This is a genomic window from Micromonospora sp. NPDC050980, from assembly GCF_040653835.1.
In the GTDB taxonomy this organism is placed as follows: Bacteria; Actinomycetota; Actinomycetes; order Mycobacteriales; family Micromonosporaceae; genus Micromonospora.
Genome location: NZ_JBFAGS010000008.1, coordinates 238,128 through 259,071 on the forward strand (window position 1 = coordinate 238,128; position 20,944 = coordinate 259,071).

Sequence of the window (20,944 nt, forward strand, 5' to 3'; positions counted from 1 at the left end):
GGCCGCGGCCGGCGCTCACAGTGGACCCAGCACCACCGCCGGATCGGCGTCCAGCGCCAGCGTCTCCAGCACGGTGAGCAGTTGGCGCTCCTCGTACCGGAAGTGCGACTCCATGATCGCCGCCACGCCGTCCAGGTGCCGGCTCAGCTGCACCGGTGCGGCACCCCGGGCCACCGCGGCGGACAGCCCGGCCAGCAGGCGCCCGATCACCGAGTGGTCCTGCCGCAGGCGGCGCAGGGTGTCGCGCAGCTCCGGGTGCTGAGCCGCGATCGCCGGGAACAGGTCCCGGTCCTCGCCCTCGTGGTGCGCGGTGAGCGCGGCACAGAACCCGTGACAGAACACCAGCAGGTCGCGGGCGGCCGGCCCGGCCGCCTCGCCGTCGGCCAACGCCTCGCGGGTGACCCGCAACGCCTCGCGCAGCCGTTCGTGCACGCTGTGCAACTCTCGACTCCAGGCCACCAGCCTGGCTTGCTCGCCGTCACGCATCGGGTGACGGCGAAGGGACGACGATTGTCAACGTCGCGCTCCCTCGCGGTCCGGCGCCTCCATGCCTGACACGGTCTGCCACCGGCACGCGACGCTGGTGCGAGCCTACCGGGTTCGCGCCTGCCGGGCCGCGTCGAGGAGCCTGTGGGCGACCGACCGCACCGGCAGGGGTTCAGGACGACCGTCGCGACGGCGAGCACGACCCGTGGTACGCCGGCCCGGCCGCCGCCCCGGCCGAACCGGCGGTGATGATCAGGCGTCGCGGCGGCGCAGCAGGAACAGCGCGGCGCCGAGCAGGACGAGCAGCCAGGCTGCGAGGACGGCCGCGCCGGCGCCCGGGGCGAGCAGGTCGCCGCCCCCGCCGACGCTCATCAGCGCCTGCCCGGCCTGCGACGGCAGGTACGGTGAGATCCGCTCCGACCAGCTCTCCGGCAGCAGCGACACCACGCCGGGCACCACCAGCAGAAGCGCGACCACGCTCGTCAACGCGCCGGCGGTGGTGCGCAGCAGCGCGCCGAGCGCCGCGCCGAGCACGCCGACCGCGGCGAGGTAGACCGCCGTGCCGAGCACCGCGCGCGGCACGCCGGCATCGGCGAGGGAGATGCCCTGGTCGCCCAGGATCGCCTGCCCGCCGAGGAAGGTGAGCAGCGCGGCGGGCGTCAGCACGGCCAGCGACACGCCGGCCAGCACGACTGCCTTCGCGGCGAGCACCGGCCAGCGGGCAGGCACCGCGGCGAGGGACGTACGGATCATGCCGGTGCTGTACTCGCCCGCGGTCAGCAGCACGCCGAGCGTGCCGATGAGCAGTTGGGCGAGGTTGGCACCGCCGAGGCTGGCGCCGAGCGGGTCGAGCGACGAGGGCCCGCCGGGTGGCGCCGGCGTGCCCGGCTCGATCGTCGCGTCGGCGAGGAACGCCGAGAAGCCGAGCCCGAGGGCGGCGAACACGACCACCGTGGCGGCCAGCATGATCAGCGTCGAGCGCAGCGACCGGAACTTGATCCATTCGGCGCGGACCACCCGGAGTCCGGTGATCCGGGCGTCGGCGGCGACGGTGGTGGCGGGTGGGGCAGCGCTGGTCATCGGGCGGCTCCTTCGGTGGCGCCGGCATACTCGACGGCGTCGCGGGTCATCGTCATGAACGCCTCTTCGAGGGACGCCTCGGCGGCGGTCAGTTCGTGCAGGGTGAGCCCGGCGGCGGCGGCCCGGTCGCCGATCACCTCGGGGCGCAGGCCGCTGACCTCCAGCACCCCGGGTTCGCCGCCGGTGATGGTCACCTCCGGGCCGGCCAGCAGGTCACGCAGTGCGGTGGCCTGGGGGGAGCGCACCCGCACGGTGCCGCGGGAGGCGCGGCGGGTGAACTCGGCGAGCGGCACGTCGGCGATCAGCCGGCCCCGGCCGACCACGATCAGGTGCTCGGCGGTCTGGGCCATCTCGCTCATCAGGTGCGAGGACACGAAGACCGTCCGGCCCTCGGCGGCGAGGCCCTTGAGCAGGCCGCGGATCCACCGGATGCCGTCGGGGTCGAGGCCGTTCACCGGTTCGTCGAGCATCACGACCGCGGGGTCGCCGAGCAGCGCGGCGGCGATGCCCAGTCGCTGGCCCATGCCGAGGGAGAATCCGCCGGCCCGACGGTCGGCCACCTCCCGCAGCCCGACCAGGTCGATCACCTCGTCGACGCGGCGGCGGCCGATGCCGTGGGTGGCGGCCACCGCGAGCAGGTGGTTGCGGGCGGACCGGCCGGTGTGCACCGCCTTGGCCTCCAGCAGCGCGCCGACCTGGCGAAGGGGGTCCCGGTGCTCGACGTAGCGGCGGCCGTTGACGCGTACGGTCCCGGCGGTCGGCGCGTCCAGGCCGAGGATCATCCGCATGGTGGTGGACTTGCCGGCTCCGTTGGGACCGAGGAAACCGGTCACCACGCCGGGCCGGACGGTGAAGGTCAGCGCGTCGACGGCGAGCTTGTCGCCGTACCGCTTGCTCAGGTCAGAGGCTTCGATCATGTGCCCAACAGTGGCCCGCGTACCCCCCTCGGCGCGTCGGCCGGGCGCGGACACCTGCGCGTACCGCGGCGGCGGTACGCGGGCGGCCCGGCTACCGCGGCGGCGGGTCGGCCCGGACCAGCCCACTCTGGTAGGCGAGCACCACCAGTTGGGCCCGGTCCCGGGCGTCGAGCTTGGCCATGGCGCGGTTGACGTGGGTCTTGGCGGTCAGCGGGGAGACCACCAACCGTTGGGCGATCTGCTCGTTGCTCAGCCCGGTGGCGACCAGCGCGACCACCTCGCGTTCCCGCTCGGTGAGCACCCGCAGCCGCTCCGGGGTGGCCCCGGGTCGCGCCTCGGGCTGGGCCAGGAAGCGGGCGATCAGCCCGCGGGTGGCCTTCGGCGACAGCAGCGCGTCCCCGGCGGCCACGGTACGGATCGCGTCGAGCAGCTCGACCGGCTCCACGCCCTTGCCGAGGAAGCCGCTGGCGCCGGCGCGCAACGCCTCGAAGACGTACTCGTCCACCTCGAAGGTGGTCAGGATCAGCACCCGTACGCCGGCCAGGTCCTCGTCGGCGGTGATCTCCCGGGTGGCGGCCAGGCCGTCGAGGTCGGGCATCCGGATGTCCATCAGCACCACGTCGGCCCGGGTGGCGCGGGCCTGTGCGACCGCCTCCCGTCCGGTGGCGGCCTCCCCCACCACGCTCAGGTCCGGGGCCGAGTCGACCAGCGCGCGGAAGCCGGCCCGGATGAGGGTCTGGTCGTCGGCGAGCAGCACCCGGACGCTCATGCCGAGCTGGCCGGGCATGCCCGCACGGCCCTCGCTCCGCTCGGTGCGTTCGCTCATGCCGCCTCCTGCGGGATGCCGGCGGGCAGTTCCGCGCGGACCCGGAAGCCGCCGTCGGGCCGGGGGCCGGCGTGGAACACGCCGCCCACCGCCTCGGCGCGCTCGCGCATGCCGAGCAGGCCGAGGCCGGATCCCGGGTCGCCGGGCGTGCGCGGACCGGGCCCGTCGTCGCGGATCTCCACCACCACGCCGGCGTCGGTGTAGGCCACGCCGACCGTGACGGTCGCGCCCGGCGCGTGCCGGTGGGCGTTGGTCAGGGATTCCTGGACGATCCGGTAGGCCGCCACGTCGACCGCGCTCGGCAGCGGCCGGGGCCGTCCGGTCAGCTTCCAGCGCACCGGCTGGGCGGCGGCGAAGCCGTCGACGAGGGCGTCCAGCCGGTCCAGGCCGGGTGCCGGCTCGGTCGGCGCGTCCGGCTCGCCGCGGCGGAGCAGGCCGAGCAGGGTGGCCAGCTCGTCAAGCACGGTGCGGGCGGCGGACCGGACGTGTCCGAGGGCTTCCTCGGCCGCGTCCGGCCGCGCCCGCAGCAGGTGCCCGGCCACGCCGGCCTGCACGTTGATCAGCGCGATGTGGTGGGCCACCACGTCGTGCAGCTCCCGGGCGATGCGCAGGCGCTCCTCCGCGACCCGGCGACGGGCCTCCTCCTCGCGGGTCCGCTCGGCCCGGCGCGCCCGCTCCTGGAGCACCGCGACATACGCCCGCCGGCTGCGCACCGCGTCGCCGGCCGCCACCGCGACGCCGAACCAGAGCAGCAGCACCACGACCGCCGGGTCCAGCCAGCCCACGCCGAGCGCGACGACCGCGCCGCCACCGAGGAGCAGCCCGCTCGCCGCGCCGGCCGCCACGGCGGTCCGTCGGTCGGTGCGGGTGGCGACCGTGTACGCGGCCAGCGCCACGGTCAGTACGAACGGCCCGCGTGCCTGTTGCACCAGCAGCGCGGTCGCCGCGGCGGCGGTCACCACCGCGAGCACCGGCAGCGGGTGACGGCGGCGCAGCACCAGCGCGCCGCAGCCGGCCAGCGCGAGCAGCACCGCGCCGGCGGTCAGCGGGTCGCGTGGCGGCCCGCCGGGCGGGTTCACCGGTAGCAGGCTGACCACGAAGAGCAGGGCGGCCAGCAGGGCGTCGACCCCGATCGGGTGTTCCCGGGCCACCCGACGCCACCGCGCGAGGCGTCCCATGCGGTCACCGTACGGCACCGGCCGGGCGACGGGACGCAACGGCGGCCACGATCGACAGCCGCCACTCCTTTCCGCTACGCATCCGTAGCGTTATGCTGCGGGCATGCGATTGAACGGCCCGGTCCTGGTCACCGGCGCGACCGGCAACGTCGGTGGCGCCGTCGCCCGCTCGTTGCAGGCCGCCGGCATCGCGCCGCGGGTCGCCGGCACCGACGTCGCCCGGCTGCGGGCGCGCTTCCCCGGCGTACCGGCGGCTCACCTGGACTTCGGCGAGCCGGGCACCTTCGACGCCGCGCTGGCCGGCGCGGCCGGGTTGTTCCTGATCCGCCCGCCCCGGATCGCCCGGGTGGGCCCCACGCTGAACGCGCTCGTCGACCACGCCGTGCGCCACCGGGTGGCGCACGTGGTGTTCGCCTCGGTCGCCGGCGCGGACCGCAACCCGGTGGTGCCGCACCACCGCATCGAGCGCCACCTGCGCGCCAGCGGCCTGCCGAACACCATCCTGCGGCCCGGCTTCTTCGCCCAGAACCTCGCCGACGCCTACGGTCGGGACATCCGCGACGACGGGCGGATCTACCTGCCCGCCGCCGCCGGCCGGGTCGCCTTCGTGGACACCCGCGACATCGGTGACGCGGCGGCGGCCGTCTTCGCCGACCCGACCGCGCACCGGGGCGCCGCGCACACCCTGACCGGGCCGCAGGCGCTCGACTTCACCCAGGTGGCGGCGCTGCTCACCGAGGTGCTCGGGCGGCCGGTGCGCTACCAGCCGGCGAGCGTCGCCGGCTATCTGCGGCACCTGCGCCGACGGCGGGTTCCGGTGACGCAGGCGCTGGTGCAGACCGTGCTGCACGCCGGCCTGCGCCGGGGTCAGGCGGAGCGGGTGGACCCCGCGCTGCCCCTGCTGCTCGGGCGGCCGGCGCGCACCCTGCGCGAGTACGTGACCGAGCACCGCGACGTGTGGCGGTGGACGCCTGCGTCGGAGCCGCCGAAGATGTCGGAATGACCCCGGCGACCGACCCGCGCATCCGGCGTACCCGGGCCGCCGTCCTGGGCACCGCGCTGGGCCTGCTCGTCGAACGCGGCGTCGCGGGCACCACCGTCGAGGCCGTCGCGGAACGCTCCGGGGTGGCGAAGACGACCATCTACCGGCACTGGGACGGGCAGGCGGCGCTGGTGCTCGACGCCTTCGCCAGCGTCCGGCGCCCGCCCGAGGACCCCGACACCGGCACTCTGCGCGGTGACCTGGTGGCCCTGGTCACCGGGCTGGCCGACGCGGTCTCCCGGGGGCCGGCCGCGGCGCTGTGGTTCGCGCTCGTCGACGCCGCCGAACGCGACCCGCGGCTGGCCGACCTGCACCACCGGGAGGCCGAGGCCCGGCACGCGATCATCCGGCGCGTCGTCGAGCGGGGCGTCGGCCGGGCCGAACTCCCCCGCGGCACAGACCCCGCCGAGGTGCTCGACCTGCTCGCCGGCCCGATCTTCTACCGTCGCACCACCTCCGGCGCACCGGTGGACCGGCGGTACGCCGAGCGGCTGGTCGACCGGGTCCTGCGGGCGTACCCGGCCTGAACCGGGCACGCCCGCGGGCGGTCAGTCCGGCCGACGCTGCGCGCCGAAGTAGTCGGGTCGGCTGACCCAGGCGTCGCTGACGAACATCACCCCGGGCCGCTGGGCCAGGATGTCCCGCAGACCGGTGACGACCGGCTCGGCCCGCTCGTGCGGGAGCACGGCGATGACCATGACGAGGCCGGCCCGGTCGTTGAAGAGCAGCCGACCCTCGTGGGTGCCGTGGTGGCCGAAGCCGGAGACGCCGCTGAGGCTGGTCCAGCCGCTCACGCCGGAGGCGCGCAGCAGGGTGCGGACGGCGTCGGCGTCGTCGGCGCGGGTCACCACCTCGACCTTGACCATGCGGGTCAGTCCCAGTTCGTTCATGCCGTGTACTCCTTCTCCACCCGACGCGCCGGACGGCGCGCGGGCGGCTCGGTGGCGGTTTCGGTGCCGAGGTGCGCGGCGGGCAGCGTCCGCCAGGCTCCCCCCGGCGCCGGTTCGGTCCACTCGCCGGTGCCGGGGTCGACGACGGTCAGGGACAGCCAGCCGCCGTCGACCATCTGGCGCAGGCCGGGGTTGCGGCCCAGCACGGTGTCGACGAGGTGGTGCGGGGCGCGGATCACCGCGAGCAGCCGCAGCGGGTCGTGCGCCGGCCGGGTGCCGTCGCCGACCGACTGCAGCGGCAGGCCGATACGCAGGTCGCCGCCGGATCCGGAGAGGACGCCGAGCGCGTCGCCCAGCACGGTGTGCACCGTCTTCGTGCCCGCGCCGAGCCGCTGCGGATCCACAGTCGAGAAGTAGTACTGGAGGTTGATCCAGGCGGCGACGACGAGGGGGCCGGTCATGATCGTCTCCAGTGCCGCGGCGTCGGTGTCGACGGCGCAGTCGTAGGAGTGCAGGAACGTCCGGCAGCCCAAATCGACCCCGGCGGTCAGCTCGCGAGGCGCGGCGATGAACGCGGCGTTGCCCGCCAGCGCCCACTCCGGCCGGACCTGCGCCCAGTCGGCGGCGCGCCGGGGCAGACCGTACGGGCGCGGCCGGCCGGGCAGCCGCGCGGCCCGTTCCACACGCAACCGCGCGCCCGCCTCGGCGAGCCGGCCGGACAGCTCCTCGACCGCCGGCCGCAGCCCGGCGGGGACGGCGTCCAGGTCGAACAGCCGGACCTCGTCGGTGACCGTGTCGTGTTCGCCGGCCAGCACGTGCGTGCCGTCGGGGAGGTGGATGCCGCGTTCGGCCAGGGCGGCGCGCACCTCGGGCCGGTTGAGCACCTCGGCGACCAGACGCGCGCTCACCCCGCCCCGGTTGCCGCCGCAGGCCCCGCAGTCGAGCGCGGCGGCGTACGGGTTGTTGGCGCTGGTGGCGCCGTGCCCGCAGAGCAGCACCAGCGGCGCGAAGCCGGCGGTGAGCCCGAGCGTGCGCAGCGTCGCCTCGGCGTAGTAGACCTGCTCGTCGAGCGTCATGGCGGCGGTGAGGTCGGTGGCGCCCGGTGCGGTGTGGTCCGCGGCCGGCGCGAACCGGTCGGGCGCGACGGCCCGCAGGAGCAGGGCGGCGGTGGCGAGCACGCCGCCGACCTCGACGAAGGCGAACGCGCCGACCGGGTTCGCCTTGGCGGCGGCGTACGCGCGGTGCCACGCCTGCCGCGACCGCCGCCGCCGTACCGCCCGGGCGGCCCGCGCCGACGCCGGTGACTCCGCGACCGTGGCGACCGGTCGCATCAGGACCGGGCAGCGGTCCCGGCCCCGCCGGGCGTCGGCGGCCACGGTCCGCACCGGCAGGCCGAAGAAGCCGGCGAAGCCGTACGTGTCGACCGGTCCGGTGGCCTCCAGGTGCCGGCGCAGGCCCTCGCTGCGCACGTCGATGCAGAACACCGCCTGCACGCGCGCCGGGGACCCGGCGACGGGCCGGTCCACGCGCCGGTCCAGCCGGTACCGCAGCCGGCGCCGGTAGGCGTGCTCCGCGGCGGCGAGCCACACCTCGGACTGCCGTGCCGGCGTCAGGTGCAGCGCCACGTCCCGCAGCACCGCCACGGTCTCCCCCGGCAGGCACGCCAGCGTGGCGACGTCGACGTCGAGCGCGGCGGCCAGCCGGGCGAGAACCTCCGGCGCGATCCCGGCCGTGCTCGGCAGCGGGGTGGGGGTCGCGGCGGCGACCGCGTCCAGCACCGGCGGCAGTTCCAGGTGGCGCTGGGCGGCGACACCGGCCAGCGCGTACTCGTAGGTGAGGCGCACGGCGAGCAGGTCCAGCGGGCTCACCGCCGGACCCGGTCCGGGGTGGGCCTGCGCCCAGCGGGCGTGCCCGGCCCACCCGGGCAACCGGAGCAGCGACCGGGACAGGTAGGTCGACCAGGCCGCGGGCGGCACCCCGACCGCGCGCAGGAGCACCGCGACGGCCTGTTCGGGCGCCGGGGGCAGCGCGTCGACGAGCGTCGCGAACCCGGTGACGCCCCGCCGGGCCAGGGCCGGATCGGCGCCGGCCATCCGCCGCCAGCGCGCCCAGCACCCCTCGTCGGCCGGGCCGGGGACCGGCCAGAGCGCCGCCGGGCGTCCACCGTGCGCGGCGCACCAGCCGGCCACCAGGTCGTCGACGTCCGCGGCGATCCGGGTGCCCAGCGCCCGGTCCAGCGTCTCGGCGAGCGTGCGCGGTTCGGCCTCGGGCGAGGTGCGGGCGCGGGGTCGCGCGGGCAGGTCGGCGAGCCGGCGCCGCGCCACCGCGATCAGGTCGGCCGGTGGTGGTGGCCCGTCGTGCACCGGATGGCTCAGGACGGCCAGTTGGAGTTCGGTGGCGTCGACCCGCCGGTGGCCGAGCACGACCGACCCGGTGGCGGGTGCCGGGGGAAGCACCGCGGCCAGGTCGGCCCGGAGGATCCGGCCGTCGCGCAACCGCTGCCGGTATGCGGCGGCCGGCAGGTGGGTCCGCGTCCCGGTGAGGTTCCGCAGCTCGGCGGTGGCCTCCGCGAACGGCACGCTCTCCCGGCCGGCGAGCGGGTTGACCGCGACGAAGGCGTCCAGCGGCGCGACCGCGCCGACGTGGTCGGTGGCGGCGGTCGCCGCGGCGACGACGCGGGCCCCGTCGGAGCGGTCGAGCAGGTCGGCCCGGGGCGTGGTGAGCGCGGCGGGAGCTTCGGCCGACCGCCGGCGCGGGCGCGCGCCGCCGTCGTGCCAGGCCCACCACCACAGCCCGGCGCTCCCCCGGCGACGCAGGGCGGCTCCGGCGACGCCCGACGCGACGAGCACGCCCGCCACCACGCCGACGCCGAGCACGCTCGTCCCGGTCGGCAGCGCCAGCCAGTCGGTGGCGGCCCGCCCCGCGACGAGGTATCCGCTCGCCAGCGCCGCCACCGCCCCGGTGAGGGTGAGCGCGGTGCGGGCCGGCAGCGCGCGGTCGCCGAGGGCGGACCACACGGCGGCGAGCGCGGCGGCGGCGACCAGCACGGCGCCGAGGGAGCCGCTCGCGGTGGCGCCGAGCAGCAGCTCGGTGACCAGCACGGCGGCGAGCACCACCGCCCCGGCCAGGGCTCGGGAGCGGGTCGACGGCGGGCCCGCCGGTCGGGGCGCGCCCGCGTCGCGGGCCTGTGCCTGGAGCGCGCCGCCGGCGGAGAGGAAGGCGTACGCCTTGTAGACGGCGTGCCCGACCAGGTGCACGGCGGCCAGCCCGAACGCGCCGAGCCCGCACTGGGCGAGCATGAATCCCATCTGCGCCACGGTGGACCGGGCGAGGGTGCCCTTGACGTCGGTGCGCACCGCGGCGAACAGCAGCCCCGAGACGGCGGTGACGAGACCGACGAGGACCATCGCCGGCATCATTCCGGGCGCGGCGGTCACCACCGGGGCCAACGTGATCATGAGGAAGCCGGCCACGTTGACCATGCCGGCGTGCAGGAACGCCGACACCGGGGTCGGCGCGTCCAGGGTGGACGGCAGCCAGCGGTGCGCCGGCACCTGCGCGGACCGCACCATGGCCGCCACCAGCAGCAACGCGCCGGCGATGGCGAGCAGCCACCCGGGCCGGTCGCCGACCGTGGCGCGGACCGCCGCCAGGTCGGCGTCGCCGGCCGGCGTGACCAGCAGGGCGAGGCCGCCGACCAGGGCGGCGTCGCCGGCGAGGAACAGCCGCCGGGCACGGCGTGCCGCGGCCCGGACCCGGGGCTGGTCCCGGTAGTGACCGATGAGGCCGACCAGCAGGTGCCCGGCCACGATCCAGCCGACGGCCAGTTGCACGAGGCTGGGGGCGGTGGCCATCAGCAGCGTCGCGACGGTGGCCCCCGCCACCCGCGCCTGAAGGGCGCGGGCACCCGGCTCGCCGTCAAGGTAGCGGCGGGCGTATCCGGCGACGACGGCGGCCAGCCCGCAGACGAGCAGCACGAACAGCGCGGTGAACCGGTCGACGCGGACACCGACGGAGAACGCCGGCCCGAGCGTGTCGACGCGGGTGAGCACGGCCGGCACGGGTGGGCCGGCCGCCACCCGGACGAGCAGCGCGGTGGCCGCCACCGCGCCGAGGCCGAGCAGCGCGCCTGCCACCCGGGCCGCTCGGCGCGGGTCGGGCACCGCCAGCGCGCCGAGCACCGCCGACGCGGGCCCAGCCAGGACTCCCAGAACCAGTGCGACGTCCATCGCCACCTCCCTCAGACAAGCGCACTCTATTACACGATTTGGAATTCGTGTATCGTGAGACGCACAACAGTGACTCGTCACGAGGAGCAGTGATGGACATGACCGGATCCCCGCCCCAGGGATGGCCCATCAGCCCGAGCTTCGCCCTCGCCCGGCTGCGCGCCGGCCACCACCGTTTCCGGACGGGCGCCGCGCTCGTCCCGGCGGCCCCGGCCGGAGCGCCGGTGGCCGCCGTCCTCTCCTGCGCCGATCCGCAACCGGAGCCGATGATCGTGTTCGGTGGCGCCGACGTCTTCGCGGTCCGCGCCGCCGGCCTGAGCACCGGGCCGGCGGCGCTCGGCAGCCTGGAGTACGCGGTCGGCCACCTCGGCGTGCCCCTGGTGGTGGTGCTCGGTCACACCGGCTGCTCACTGCCGCCCGGCAGCGGGCCCGAGCGGGTCCGGGCCACTCTCGCCGCCCTGCGTCGCCGTTCCGCCGTGCTCGATCAGGCGACGCGGTCCGGCCGGTGCGGACTGCACGGCATGGTCTGGCACGACGCGGCGCGCACCCTCGCCGAGGTGCGTCCCACCGCGTCGCCGGCGGCGCGGCACCTCGGCCGCCTGCGGCCACCGAACCGGGCGTCGGTGCGACAGTCCTGACCGGGTCCGGTGGTCAGGGATTGCACCGCGGGCACGCGCCGGGGTCCGCGACGCCGTGCACCGGGTGACGGGAGCGGTGCGGGCACCGCACGCATCCCCGGATCAGCAGCGCGTCGTGCCCGGTGGGTGTGCCGCAATCCCCGCAGGGCAGGCCGCCCTCCGCACCCACCGGGCCGAATCCGGGCGCGGCGCAGGCCGGGCAGGCCGTGGCGAGCCGGCGGGCCAACCGCTGCCCGGCGGCGGCGATGACCCGCATCCGGGTCGGGTTGACGTGCGCCCGCAGGTCGGCGGCGAGGACGGCCGCGCCGCCGGCGGACGCCCGGGCGACGGCGTCGAGCACGTCGGCGAGCCGGCGCAGGCCCTTCTCCGGCCGGCCTGGGCCGGCGACCGGCCGGACGACGACGGCGTGGTGCGGGAACCCGACCCGCCGCAGGAACGCGAGGACGGCCCGACGGTCCCGGCCGTCGGTGGTGAGGTGCGCGTGGTTGGTCTCGAGGCTGACGGCGGACTCCACCACCGTCAGGCCGGACCGGTCGTCGACGCAGGCGACGTACTCCACGTCGGCGGGCATCCAGGGCGCCGCCGGGTGCGGGCCGAAGGCTCCCTCGCTGGCCAGACCGACCGGGGACCCGGTGACGGCCATTCCGAGCCGGGCCTTGCGCACCACCGTCTCCCGCGCCGACCCGGGTCGGGGCACCTCGCCGGTGAACGTGCCGAGCGCGTCGGTGTCCACCGGCGCGACCCGCAGGCCCATGCCCAGGCGGCGGCGCAGCGGCGCGCGCAAGGCCCACTGCTTGCCGTGCATGGTCGCCAGGCAGGCCACCACACCCCGGAACGGCGAGGCGTCCACGGGACCGAGCCTACCGGAGACACGAAGAGCATTTCCTGACTTCCGCTACGTGTCCTGCCGTCCGACCGCGTCGATCAGGCCGGCCAGCAACGCCACCCGAGGGACCACCGAGTCGAGGTCGAGCCACTCCCCCGGGCTGTGGTCGGCGCCGCCGACCGGGCCGAGCCCGTCGAGCACCGTCGCGCCGGCTTCGGCCAGCAGGTTCGCGTCGGCGCAGCCGCCCGTCGCGGTGTGCGACACCGGCACGCCCAGCCCCGCGCCCACCTTCGCGGCCAGCTCGGCGAGCCGCCGCCCGGCCGGGTCCGGCTCCCAGGGCGGGGTGGGCGCCTGCACGGTCAGCTCGGCGTGCACCCCGGACACGGCCGGCTCGGCGACCAGCCGGCGGATCTCGGCGAGCGCCGCCTCGTACTCGCCGGTGCGCCAGGCGCGCAGGTCGACGAGCATCCGCGCCCGGTCGGCGACCACGTTGGGACGGCCGCCCGCCTCCAGCGCGCCGACGTTCACGGTCACCCCGGGCCAGCGCCCGTTGAGCTGGTCCAGGGCCACGGTCAGCCGGGCGGCGGCGAGCAGCGCGTTGGCGCCGCGCTCCGGCTCGATGCCGGCGTGCGCGGCCCGCCCGCGCAGCGTCACCGCCAGGTCCGCCACGCCCTTGCGGGCGGAGACCAGGTCGCCGTTGTCGCGGGCGCACTCCAGGCAGAGCGCCACGTCGGCCTCGGAACCGAGGGTACGCAGCACCGCGCGGCTGCCCACCGAGCCGATCTCCTCGTCCGGCGTGCAGACCAGCACCAGCTCGCCGTACCCGTGCCGGTCCGTCGCGGCGAGCACCTCGACGGCGGCCAGCCCGGCGAGCACGCCCCCCTTGTCGTCGCTGACCCCCGGCCCGTACGCCCGGCCGTCGTGCACCCGGAACGGGCGGGCGGCGGCCGTGCCGGGCGGGAACACGGTGTCCAGGTGACCGGCGAGCAGGATCCGGCGGGTGCCGGCGCCCCGGCGGCGGGCGATCAGCACGTCCCCGAGCGGACGGCCACCCGGGTCGGCGACCGGCGCCCGTTCCACCGCCAGCCCGGCGGCCAGACACCAGCCCTGCACCAGGTCGGCGACCTCGCGCAGGCCGTCGACCTGGCCGGAGCCGGAGTCGACGGCGACCAGCCGGGCGAGCCGGTCGTGGTAGGCGCCCGACCGGTCACCGGCGGCGGTGAGCAGCGGATCCATCAGAGCACCTTCTCGAGGAAGGCACGGGTGCGCTCGTGGCGCGGCCGGCCGAGCACCTCGTCCGGCACGCCGGCCTCCACCACCACCCCGTCGTCGAGGAACGCGACCTGGTCGGCGACCTCCCGGGCGAAGCCCATCTCGTGGGTCACCACCACCATTGTCATGCCGTCGGCGGCGAGGCCCTTCATCACGTCCAGCACCTCGCCGACCAGCTCCGGGTCGAGCGCGGAGGTGGGCTCGTCGAAGAGCATCAGCTTCGGGCGCATGGCCAGCGCCCGGGCGATGGCGACGCGCTGCTGCTGCCCGCCGGAGAGCTGGCTGGGGTAGTTGTGCGCGCGGTCGGCCAGCCCGACCCGCTCCAGCAGCCGCATCGCCTCCGCGCGGGCCCGCTCCCGCGGGGTGCGCAGCACCCGCACCGGCGCCTCGGTCACGTTGCCGAGCGCGGTGAGGTGCGGGAAGAGGTTGAAGCGTTGGAACACCATGCCGATGTCGCGGCGGCGCACGGCCACCTCGCGGGCCTTCAACTCGTACAACCGGTCGCCCTGGCGGCGGTAGCCGACCAGCTCGCCGTCGACCGAGAGCTGCCCGCCGTCGATGCGCTCCAGGTGGTTGACGCAGCGCAGGAACGTCGACTTGCCGGAGCCGGAGGGGCCGAGCAGGCAGGCCACCTGGCCGGCGGCCACGGTCAGGTCGATGCCCTTGAGCACCTCCACCGGGCCGAACCGCTTGGTCACGCCCTCGGCACGCACCATCGCCGTCATCGCGCGCCTCCCCGGGCGAAGCCGCGGCCGAACCGGCGCTCGACCAGCCACTGGCCGGCGGAGAGGAGGCTGACCAGGGCGAGATACCAGATCGCCGCCACCAGCAGCAGCGGGATCACCTTGTAGTTGTTCTGGTAGACGCTCTGCACGGCGGTCATCAGGTCCCGGCCGGCGATGATCGACACGAGTGCCGTCGACTTGAGCATGGTGATGGTCTCGTTGCCCATCGGTGGGATGATCACGCGCATGGCCTGGGGCAGCACCACCCGGCGCAGGGTGAGCGTGGGGCCCATGCCGAGCGCGGCGGCGGCCTCGGTCTGCCCCTGGTCGACGGCGAGGATGCCACCCCGGATCACCTCGGCCGCGTACGCCATCTCGTTGAGCGAGAGCGCCAGCACGGCGGCGACCGTACCGGTGACCACCACACTCGTCGGGCGGTCGAACAGGACGGTGCCGGTGAACGGCACGGTGAGGGTGATCCGGGGGAACAGCGCGCCGAGGAAGCCGAAGAAGATGATCTGCACCAGCAGCGGGGTGCCGCGGAACACCCAGATGAACGTCCACGAGACGCCGCGCAGCACCGGGTTGTCCGACAGCCGCAGCACCGCGAGCAGGATGCCGCCGGCGGTGCCGAGCAGCATGGCGAGCAGGGTGAGCCAGAGCGTGGTGACCACGCCGTCGAGCACGTAGTCCTGGAACAGGTAGTGGGCGACGGTGCCCGGTTCGAGGTTCGGGCTGCTCAACAGCGCCCGCAGGAACAGCGCGGCCAGCCCGGCGACGACCAGCGCGGTCAGCCAGCGGCCGTAGTGGCGGACGGGGACGACCCGGACCGCCGGGGTGTCGGTGGTGGTCATCGTGGGAGTGCCTCCGGCAGGGGGTACGGCGGTCGCCGGGCGCCTCCGGGCCCGCCCTCACGGATTCAGAGGGCGCCCGGCGACCGCGGATCGGGGGGCGGTGGTCCGCCGGTTCAGTCGATGGCCTGGTCGACGGTGGCCTTCTCGACCGCGATCGGGGTCTGCTTCCAGTGGGCCAGGATCTTGCCGTAGGTGCCGTCGTCGATGAGCGACTGCACGGCCGCCCGGTACGCCTCGGCCAGTTCCTTGTTCGCCTTGAGGAACCCGAAGCCGTTCGGGCTGGCCAGCCAGCCGTTGGGCGAGGACGGGTCGTCGACCAGCTCGGCCTTGCCGGCGAGCGAGTCGGCGGTGTCCACCAGGTTGACCCGGGTGGCGGCGACCACCTGCACGTTGCCGGCGATCAGGGCCTGCACCGCCTGCGGGTTCTCCGGGTACTCCTTCACCTCCAGCGGGCGGCCGGCGCAGCTCTGCTTCGCGTACGTGGCCAGGTTCTTCGCCTGGTTGCTGGCCTTCTGCACGGCGACCGTGCGACCGCAGAGGTCGGCCACCGTCTTGACGCCGAGCGGGTTGCCGGCGGCGACCAGGAAGCCGGTGCCGGAGGCGGAGTAGTCGACGAACGTGGCGACCTGCTGGCGTTCCTTCTTGTCGGTGATGCCGCCGGCGATGGCGTCGTACTTCGCCGCCTGGAGGCCGGGCACCAGGCCGTCGAACGGCTGCTGGGTGAAGGTGGCCTTGAGGCCGAGGCGGGCCGAGGCGGCCTGGAACAGGTCGTGATCGAGGCCGACGAACTCGTCGGTGCGGCCCTCCACCTTGAAATCGATGAACGGCTGGTAGGGGGCGTTGGTGGCGACCGTGACGGTGCCACGGCCGCGCACGTCGGCCGGGACCTTGCCGGCCAGGGCCTTGTCGGTGTCGACCGCGCCGACGCCGTCGATGGTGACCGAGACCGGCGTGATCTCGTCGGTGGAGCCGCCGGCCGAGGAGGAGCCGCAGGCGGCGGTGGCGGCGAGCAGCGCCGTGGTCGCGGCGACCAGGGCGAGGGAACGGATACGCATGGTGAGTCCTTCCGGGGGCCAGAACGAGCCAGGCCCTCGGACTGTAACTCACGTTACGATCTCGATGGAGTTACAGTTTCTTGTAACGCGCGTTTCAGCGCCCGCCGAACGCCTGCTGCGCCCCCTCCATCGCCTTCAGCCGGGCGCCGGCCACCGGCCCGAGCCGGTCGATCAGCGCCGCGACAAGCGTCTCCACCAGGGCGAGGGTGGGCACGAAGCTGTCGTACGGCGACGGCGAGTCGACCCGGGCGGGCAGCACCACCTCGGCCAGACCGGCCACCGGCGAGAGCCACCGATCGGTGAACAGCACCACCCGGGCGCCCCGGCCGGTCACCTCCCGCGCCAACTCCAGGGTCCGCTCCTCGTAGCGGCGGAAGTCGAACAGCACCACCACGTCGCGCTTGCCGACGTCGACGAGCATGTCCGCGCGCTCCACCGGACCGGCGGGCAGCAGGCGGCTGTTGCCGCGCACCTGCATCAGGTGCAGGACCAGATAGTTGGCGACCAGCGCGGAGAACCGGCCTCCGGCCGCGGTGACCCGGAACTGCTGGTCGGCGAGGAGGCGCACGGCCGCGTCCAGTTCGCCCCGCGGCACGTCGGCGAGCGTGCCGGCCACCGCCTCCGGCAGCACCGAGGCGGCCCGAGGCAGTGCCCCCTCGGGCGACGCCGGACCACGCTCGGTCGCCCGGTAGGCGGTCAACGGCGAGGTCTCCCGCTCCGCCAACTCGTCGCGCAGCGCCCGCTGGAACTCCGGGTAGCCGCCGAAGCCGAGCCGGGACAGCAGGCGCAGCACCGTCGGCGCGCTCACCTCGGCCCGCTCGGCCAGCGCGGCCACCGTGCCCAGGCCGGCGGACGGGTAGGCGGCGAGCAGCGTCCGGGCCACCCGGCGCTCGGCCGGGCTGCACTCGCCGAGCCGCCGGCGGATCAGCGCCGCCACACCCACCGCGTGCGGTTCGTCGACAGCATCGGAGTTCGACACGAGGCGAGCGTAGCGGCCCGCCGGTCGGTGGGCGGGACGCCACCGCCCCGCCCACCGACCGGGCCGGGTCAGGACTTCGCGACCGCGCAGGAGTAGTCGGCCGGGCCGGAGCCGGCGTACGCCTCCAGGTCGAGGTAGTAGGTGGCGACGCCGGACCCGGTCCGGGTGAGCGTGACGGACTCGTCCGCCCCGGCGCCGTCGTTCACCGAGCGGGTCAGCGTGCTTCCGCTCGCGTTGAGCAGGTAGAGGTCGGCGTCGTACGCCGACGGCACCGCGCAGTCCACGGTCACCGTCTGTCCACCGGAGAGGGTGAGGGAGAAGTAGTCCCGGTCCGAGCTGCTCTTCATGTCACCGGTGACGGTGGCCGGGAAGGTCAGTCCGGAGATGTCGTTCGCGGCGCTACGGCTGTCGTTCGGCTCCACCTCGGCGTACGACGACCCGCCGGAGGGAGGCGGTGGGGTGGTCGAGCAGTCGGTGACCGGCGTGCCGCCGTAGAGGTTGGCGTCCGGCACACCGGCGCGCACGCTGCGCAGGTAGTAACCGCAGGTGGGCCGGTTGGCGAAGTCGTAGCTCTGCCCGTTGGTCAGCTTCCAGATCTTGAAGTTGGTGTAGGTGAGCGGCTGCCGGGCGACGGCCACCTCGGGTTGGTGGTCGCCGAGCACCACGTAGGCGCTGGGACCGCTGAGCGTGGCCCGGCCGGCGCGGTCGACGAACAGCGAGGCGCCTTCCTCGACTCCGACGCCCCACGCCTTGCCGCCGGTGACCAACCCGTCCTTGACGGCCCGGGCCACGAACGCCATGGTCCGGCCCATCCGGTCCCGGGTGACGAAGTGCGAGTCGTTGATCGTGCCGGCGTAGTTCGGCCAGCGGAACATACCGGTGGTGAACGTCAGCGACCGGTCGTACGGGTTGGCCAGCGCGCCGGAGGAGGTGGCGCTGGCGGTGCAGGCGTCGTAGACGACGTCGCTGTTGACGTGGTGACCGGCGCTGCCGCCACCGACGCCACCGCCCTTGGCCACCACCGACTCCACCGACGCCTCCAGCGCGGTGCCCTTCCAGGCGACGTACCGGCACTGGTCGCCGCCGGCGAAGTAGACAAACTCGGCGTTGCGGACGTCGGTGTTGACCTGGCTGTTATTGCCGTCCGAGGCGGCGGTGAGGGTGAGCGTGGTGCAGGAGTTCACGCCGGCCAGTCCGGTGATCACGTCGCACTCCGGGGTGCCGGTGCCGGAGCCGGCGACGACCACCACGTCGATCGCGCCGGTGCCGCCGCGGATCGCGTCGACCGCCTTCGTCATGGTGGCGGTGACGATGCCGCCGGAGCCGTTCATGGTGTAGGCCGGGCCGGACCAGCTCGCCCGGGTGGCGTCGGTGGCGCTGCCCTGGCGTACCCGGGTGACCTGGGCGTGCGCGGCGGTGCCGCCGAGCGGGGCGACGGTGAGCAGCGCGGCGGCGGCTGCCGTCACGGCGAGTCGGCGGGGGTTGCGGGAAGGGGACATGGGCACCTCCGAGGGGCCACGAAGCGATGAAACAGAAGTTACATCCATTAATTACGCTGCTCAATACGTAACTTCTGTTACATCTGCGTGACGGCGACGCCGGATACCCGGCCCGGCGCCGCCGCACCCACGTCAGACCGGTCGGATGCCGATCACCACATCGGTGAACGTGGTCGCCGTCGCGCCCCGCCGGGCCGCGAACCCGGAACCCCGGGTCAACCGGGCCGCCCACTGCGGGTCCTTCTCGTACGAGGTGCCGCCGACCGCCACGCAGCCGGTGCGGGCGGCGAGCCCCTCCTCCACCAGGCCGACCATGGCGTAGTCGTAGAAGACGTCCTCGGACGCAACCGCCGTGCACGGGCCGACCGCCGGGCGCACCCGCGGCTTGCCGGCGCCCGGCACCACCCGCCAGCGCGACGCGACGTACCCGTCACCGGCGGTGAGCCGGCTCCACCGCACACCTTCGATCCCCCACCCGCCGGCGTGGTCGGTGACCCGCGCCCGGCGCAGGTCGAGCACGCTGACCCCGCGCTGGCCGAGCACCCGCAGCGCGGTACGGCGACCGCCCACACCGGTCACCTCCAACGCGGTGTTCTCGTCCAGCCCGAACACCCGGGTGTGCCGGGTGTCCGAGGCGAGCCGGATCGAGCGCGCCTCCCGCCCGCGACGGGAGAAGTGGGTGTCCACCAGCCCGGCGGTGAAGAACCCGAAACCGCCGCGCGGCAGATAGCCGAGCACGGCCGGGTCCTCGAAGTAGCCCGGCTTCGCGCCGTCGCGCAGCCCCGGGTCGGTCGACCCGCCGGTGATCATGTCGCGGCCGGCCATGATCTGCGCGCCCGCGCTGGTGCCGGCGACCACCGCGCCGCCACGCAGCTTGCGCCGGATCGCGGCGAGCGCGGCGCTGTCCCGCTGCGCCGCGCCCCGGGTCATCGTGGTGACGTAGCGGTACTGGTCGCCGCCGCCGAGGAAGAACCCGGTCATCGACTCGATCTGCCGGACCACCGCCGGATCGTCGGCCGCGCCCGGGTGGTCCAGGTCGATCGGGATCCACCGGGCGTCGGCCACCCGGTAGGACCGGAACAGGTCGGCGTAGTAGTCGCCGTTGCAGACGCTGTTGTTGCAGTCCGGCGTGCCGGCGTCGGGATCCTCGGCCGGCACCGGGGCGCCGGCGGTCAGGATGCCGATCCGGGCCCGGCCGGGGCCGCCGGCGAGCCGGACGATCTCGTCGTAGACCTCGCGGTTGTCGTCGGCCAGCGCGCCACCGACCAGCACGAGGCTGCCGCCGTCGCGGTGGTGGGACGAGGTGGCCGAGGCCGGCGCCGCGGCGACCGGCACGCTGAGCGCGACCGCCGCACAGGCGCCGACCCCGAGGGTCAGCAGGCGGTTCAGGGGCATGGGTGCTCCTCACATGACCGTGAGGGCGGGCCGCGAGCCAGAGCGTACGGCACCCCCACCGCGAGGACAATCGCCCGCGGCGTCAGGCGTGGCCCGGAAGGGATCGGGAGAGCGCTAACAACGCGACTGCTCCGCGCGTCGGGTCTGCCCAGTTGTGTTGACAGTCGTCGATGTGAACGTCAGGCTAAGAACGATTGTTAGCGTTAACTAGTTCGTCATCTCCGTTGGAGGAGGATCGATGGACCCCACCACCACCGTCCGCCGCCGTCTGGCGGTCGCGCTCGTACCCCTGGCCCTGCTGGTCGCCGTCACCGCGACGGTGGTCGGCTCCGCCGCGCCCCCGGCGCGCGCCGCCGGCACCGGCCCCTGCGACATCTACGCCGCCGGCGGCACGCCCTGCGTGGCCGCGCACAGCACCACCCGGGCGCTCTACGGCGCCTACGCCGGCCCGCTCTACCAGCTGCGGCGCGCCTCCGACAACGCCACCCGTGACGTCGCCCCGCTGGCCGCCGGCGACGTCGCCAACGCCGCCACCCAGGACGCCTTCTGCGCCGGCACGAGCTGCCTGATCAGCGTCATCTACGACCAGACCGGCCGGGGCAACCACCTGACCCAGGCGCCGCCCGGCGGGTTCTCCGGCCCGGCCGCCGGCGGCTACGACAACCTCGCCGACGCCACGCTCGCCCCGGTCACCCTGGGCGGACGCAAGGCGTACGGCGTGTTCGTCGCCCCCGGCACCGGCTACCGCAACAACAACACCAACGGCATCGCCCGGGGCGACCAGCCCGAGGGCATGTACGCCATCTTCGACGGCACCCACTACAACGGCGGCTGCTGCTTCGACTACGGCAACGCCGAGACCAACAGCCGTGTTCCGCCCCGGGTTAGATGGAGACATCGAAACCTGGAGGAACACCAGCGATGCCCGCACCGAAGAAGTACCCCGACGAGCTGCGTGAGCGTGCGACCCGGTTGGTCCTTGAGGCCCGTCGGGATCCGGCCGGCGCAATCGGCGCGATCCGGCGGATCGCCGACCAGCTCGGAGTCCACCCA

Annotated in this window: 19 protein-coding genes; 4 read left to right on the plus strand and 15 right to left on the minus strand. The window is 75.2% G+C overall.

The window, feature by feature from the left end; genetic code table 11:
• Window positions 1-15 precede the first annotated feature (15 nt).
• From AB0H28_RS15675 to AB0H28_RS15695, 5 genes are all read right to left on the minus strand, one after another.
• A complete protein-coding gene (locus AB0H28_RS15675; RefSeq protein ID WP_358039631.1) occupies window positions 16-486 on the minus strand; it encodes a hemerythrin domain-containing protein in 471 nt (156 codons plus the stop codon).
• A gap of 252 nt (window positions 487-738) precedes the next feature.
• Complete coding sequence (locus AB0H28_RS15680; protein WP_358039633.1) at window positions 739-1,566, minus strand: ABC transporter permease subunit; 828 nt, start codon at window positions 1,564-1,566, stop codon at window positions 739-741.
• A complete protein-coding gene (locus tag AB0H28_RS15685; RefSeq protein ID WP_358039636.1) occupies window positions 1,563-2,483 on the minus strand; it encodes an ATP-binding cassette domain-containing protein in 921 nt (306 codons plus the stop codon). The genes AB0H28_RS15680 and AB0H28_RS15685 overlap by 4 nt, the downstream gene beginning before the upstream one ends.
• A gap of 91 nt (window positions 2,484-2,574) precedes the next feature.
• Window positions 2,575-3,252 (minus strand): response regulator transcription factor, encoded by a 678-nt coding sequence (locus AB0H28_RS15690; RefSeq protein WP_358039713.1) that lies wholly within the window; start codon window positions 3,250-3,252, stop codon window positions 2,575-2,577.
• A 53-nt stretch (window positions 3,253-3,305) separates the two neighbouring features.
• Entirely contained in the window at window positions 3,306-4,487 is a 1,182-nt protein-coding gene (locus AB0H28_RS15695) for a sensor histidine kinase (protein WP_358039639.1), read from the minus strand.
• A gap of 103 nt (window positions 4,488-4,590) precedes the next feature.
• On the opposite strand from AB0H28_RS15695, the gene AB0H28_RS15700 reads away from it, so the two are divergent.
• Together AB0H28_RS15700 and AB0H28_RS15705 are read left to right on the plus strand one after the other, a co-directional pair.
• A complete protein-coding gene (locus tag AB0H28_RS15700) occupies window positions 4,591-5,490 on the plus strand; it encodes an NmrA family NAD(P)-binding protein (RefSeq protein WP_358039642.1) in 900 nt (299 codons plus the stop codon).
• Window positions 5,487-6,056 (plus strand): TetR/AcrR family transcriptional regulator, encoded by a 570-nt coding sequence (locus tag AB0H28_RS15705; protein ID WP_358039645.1) that lies wholly within the window; start codon window positions 5,487-5,489, stop codon window positions 6,054-6,056. The genes AB0H28_RS15700 and AB0H28_RS15705 overlap by 4 nt, the downstream gene beginning before the upstream one ends.
• Window positions 6,057-6,077: 21 nt before the next feature.
• On the opposite strand, the gene AB0H28_RS15710 is transcribed toward AB0H28_RS15705, so the two are convergent.
• Both AB0H28_RS15710 and AB0H28_RS15715 read right to left on the minus strand, forming a co-directional pair.
• Window positions 6,078-6,419 carry a DUF190 domain-containing protein gene (locus AB0H28_RS15710; protein ID WP_358039648.1) on the minus strand — a complete coding sequence of 114 codons (342 nt, stop codon included), beginning with the start codon at window positions 6,417-6,419 and terminating at the stop codon, window positions 6,078-6,080.
• Window positions 6,416-10,648, minus strand: coding sequence for a putative inorganic carbon transporter subunit DabA (locus AB0H28_RS15715; protein ID WP_358039651.1), 4,233 nt, complete (start codon window positions 10,646-10,648; stop codon window positions 6,416-6,418). Before AB0H28_RS15715 ends, AB0H28_RS15710 begins: the two co-directional genes overlap by 4 nt.
• 98 nt (window positions 10,649-10,746) lie before the next feature.
• Between AB0H28_RS15715 and AB0H28_RS15720 the strand changes: the two genes are divergently transcribed.
• Window positions 10,747-11,286 (plus strand): carbonic anhydrase, encoded by a 540-nt coding sequence (locus tag AB0H28_RS15720; RefSeq protein ID WP_358039654.1) that lies wholly within the window; start codon window positions 10,747-10,749, stop codon window positions 11,284-11,286.
• Window positions 11,287-11,299: 13 nt separating this feature from the next.
• Here AB0H28_RS15720 and AB0H28_RS15725 read toward each other — a convergent pair whose 3' ends face one another.
• From AB0H28_RS15725 to AB0H28_RS15760, 8 genes are all read right to left on the minus strand, one after another.
• A complete protein-coding gene (locus tag AB0H28_RS15725) occupies window positions 11,300-12,136 on the minus strand; it encodes a DUF6671 family protein (protein ID WP_358039656.1) in 837 nt (278 codons plus the stop codon).
• 45 nt (window positions 12,137-12,181) lie between these two features.
• Complete coding sequence (locus AB0H28_RS15730) at window positions 12,182-13,348, minus strand: M20/M25/M40 family metallo-hydrolase (protein ID WP_358039659.1); 1,167 nt, start codon at window positions 13,346-13,348, stop codon at window positions 12,182-12,184.
• Complete coding sequence (locus tag AB0H28_RS15735; RefSeq protein ID WP_358039661.1) at window positions 13,348-14,109, minus strand: amino acid ABC transporter ATP-binding protein; 762 nt, start codon at window positions 14,107-14,109, stop codon at window positions 13,348-13,350. The genes AB0H28_RS15730 and AB0H28_RS15735 overlap by 1 nt, the downstream gene beginning before the upstream one ends.
• Complete coding sequence (locus tag AB0H28_RS15740; RefSeq protein WP_358039664.1) at window positions 14,106-14,963, minus strand: amino acid ABC transporter permease; 858 nt, start codon at window positions 14,961-14,963, stop codon at window positions 14,106-14,108. Before AB0H28_RS15740 ends, AB0H28_RS15735 begins: the two co-directional genes overlap by 4 nt.
• A gap of 113 nt (window positions 14,964-15,076) precedes the next feature.
• The gene (locus tag AB0H28_RS15745) at window positions 15,077-16,018 is read right to left on the minus strand and encodes a transporter substrate-binding domain-containing protein (RefSeq protein WP_358039667.1); all 942 of its coding nucleotides are present in this window, start codon (window positions 16,016-16,018) and stop codon (window positions 15,077-15,079) included.
• 94 nt (window positions 16,019-16,112) lie between these two features.
• On the minus strand, window positions 16,113-16,997 hold the full coding sequence (locus tag AB0H28_RS15750; RefSeq protein WP_358039669.1) for a MurR/RpiR family transcriptional regulator: 885 nt from the start codon (window positions 16,995-16,997) through the stop codon (window positions 16,113-16,115).
• Between the two features lie 68 nt (window positions 16,998-17,065).
• Window positions 17,066-18,496, minus strand: coding sequence for a hypothetical protein (locus AB0H28_RS15755; RefSeq protein ID WP_358039672.1), 1,431 nt, complete (start codon window positions 18,494-18,496; stop codon window positions 17,066-17,068).
• Between the two features lie 132 nt (window positions 18,497-18,628).
• On the minus strand, window positions 18,629-19,891 hold the full coding sequence (locus AB0H28_RS15760) for a cyanophycinase (RefSeq protein ID WP_358039675.1): 1,263 nt from the start codon (window positions 19,889-19,891) through the stop codon (window positions 18,629-18,631).
• 238 nt (window positions 19,892-20,129) lie between these two features.
• Between AB0H28_RS15760 and AB0H28_RS15765 the strand changes: the two genes are divergently transcribed.
• Window positions 20,130-20,944 (plus strand): arabinofuranosidase catalytic domain-containing protein (locus tag AB0H28_RS15765; protein WP_358039678.1); only part of this gene is annotated, 815 nt, incomplete at its 3' end.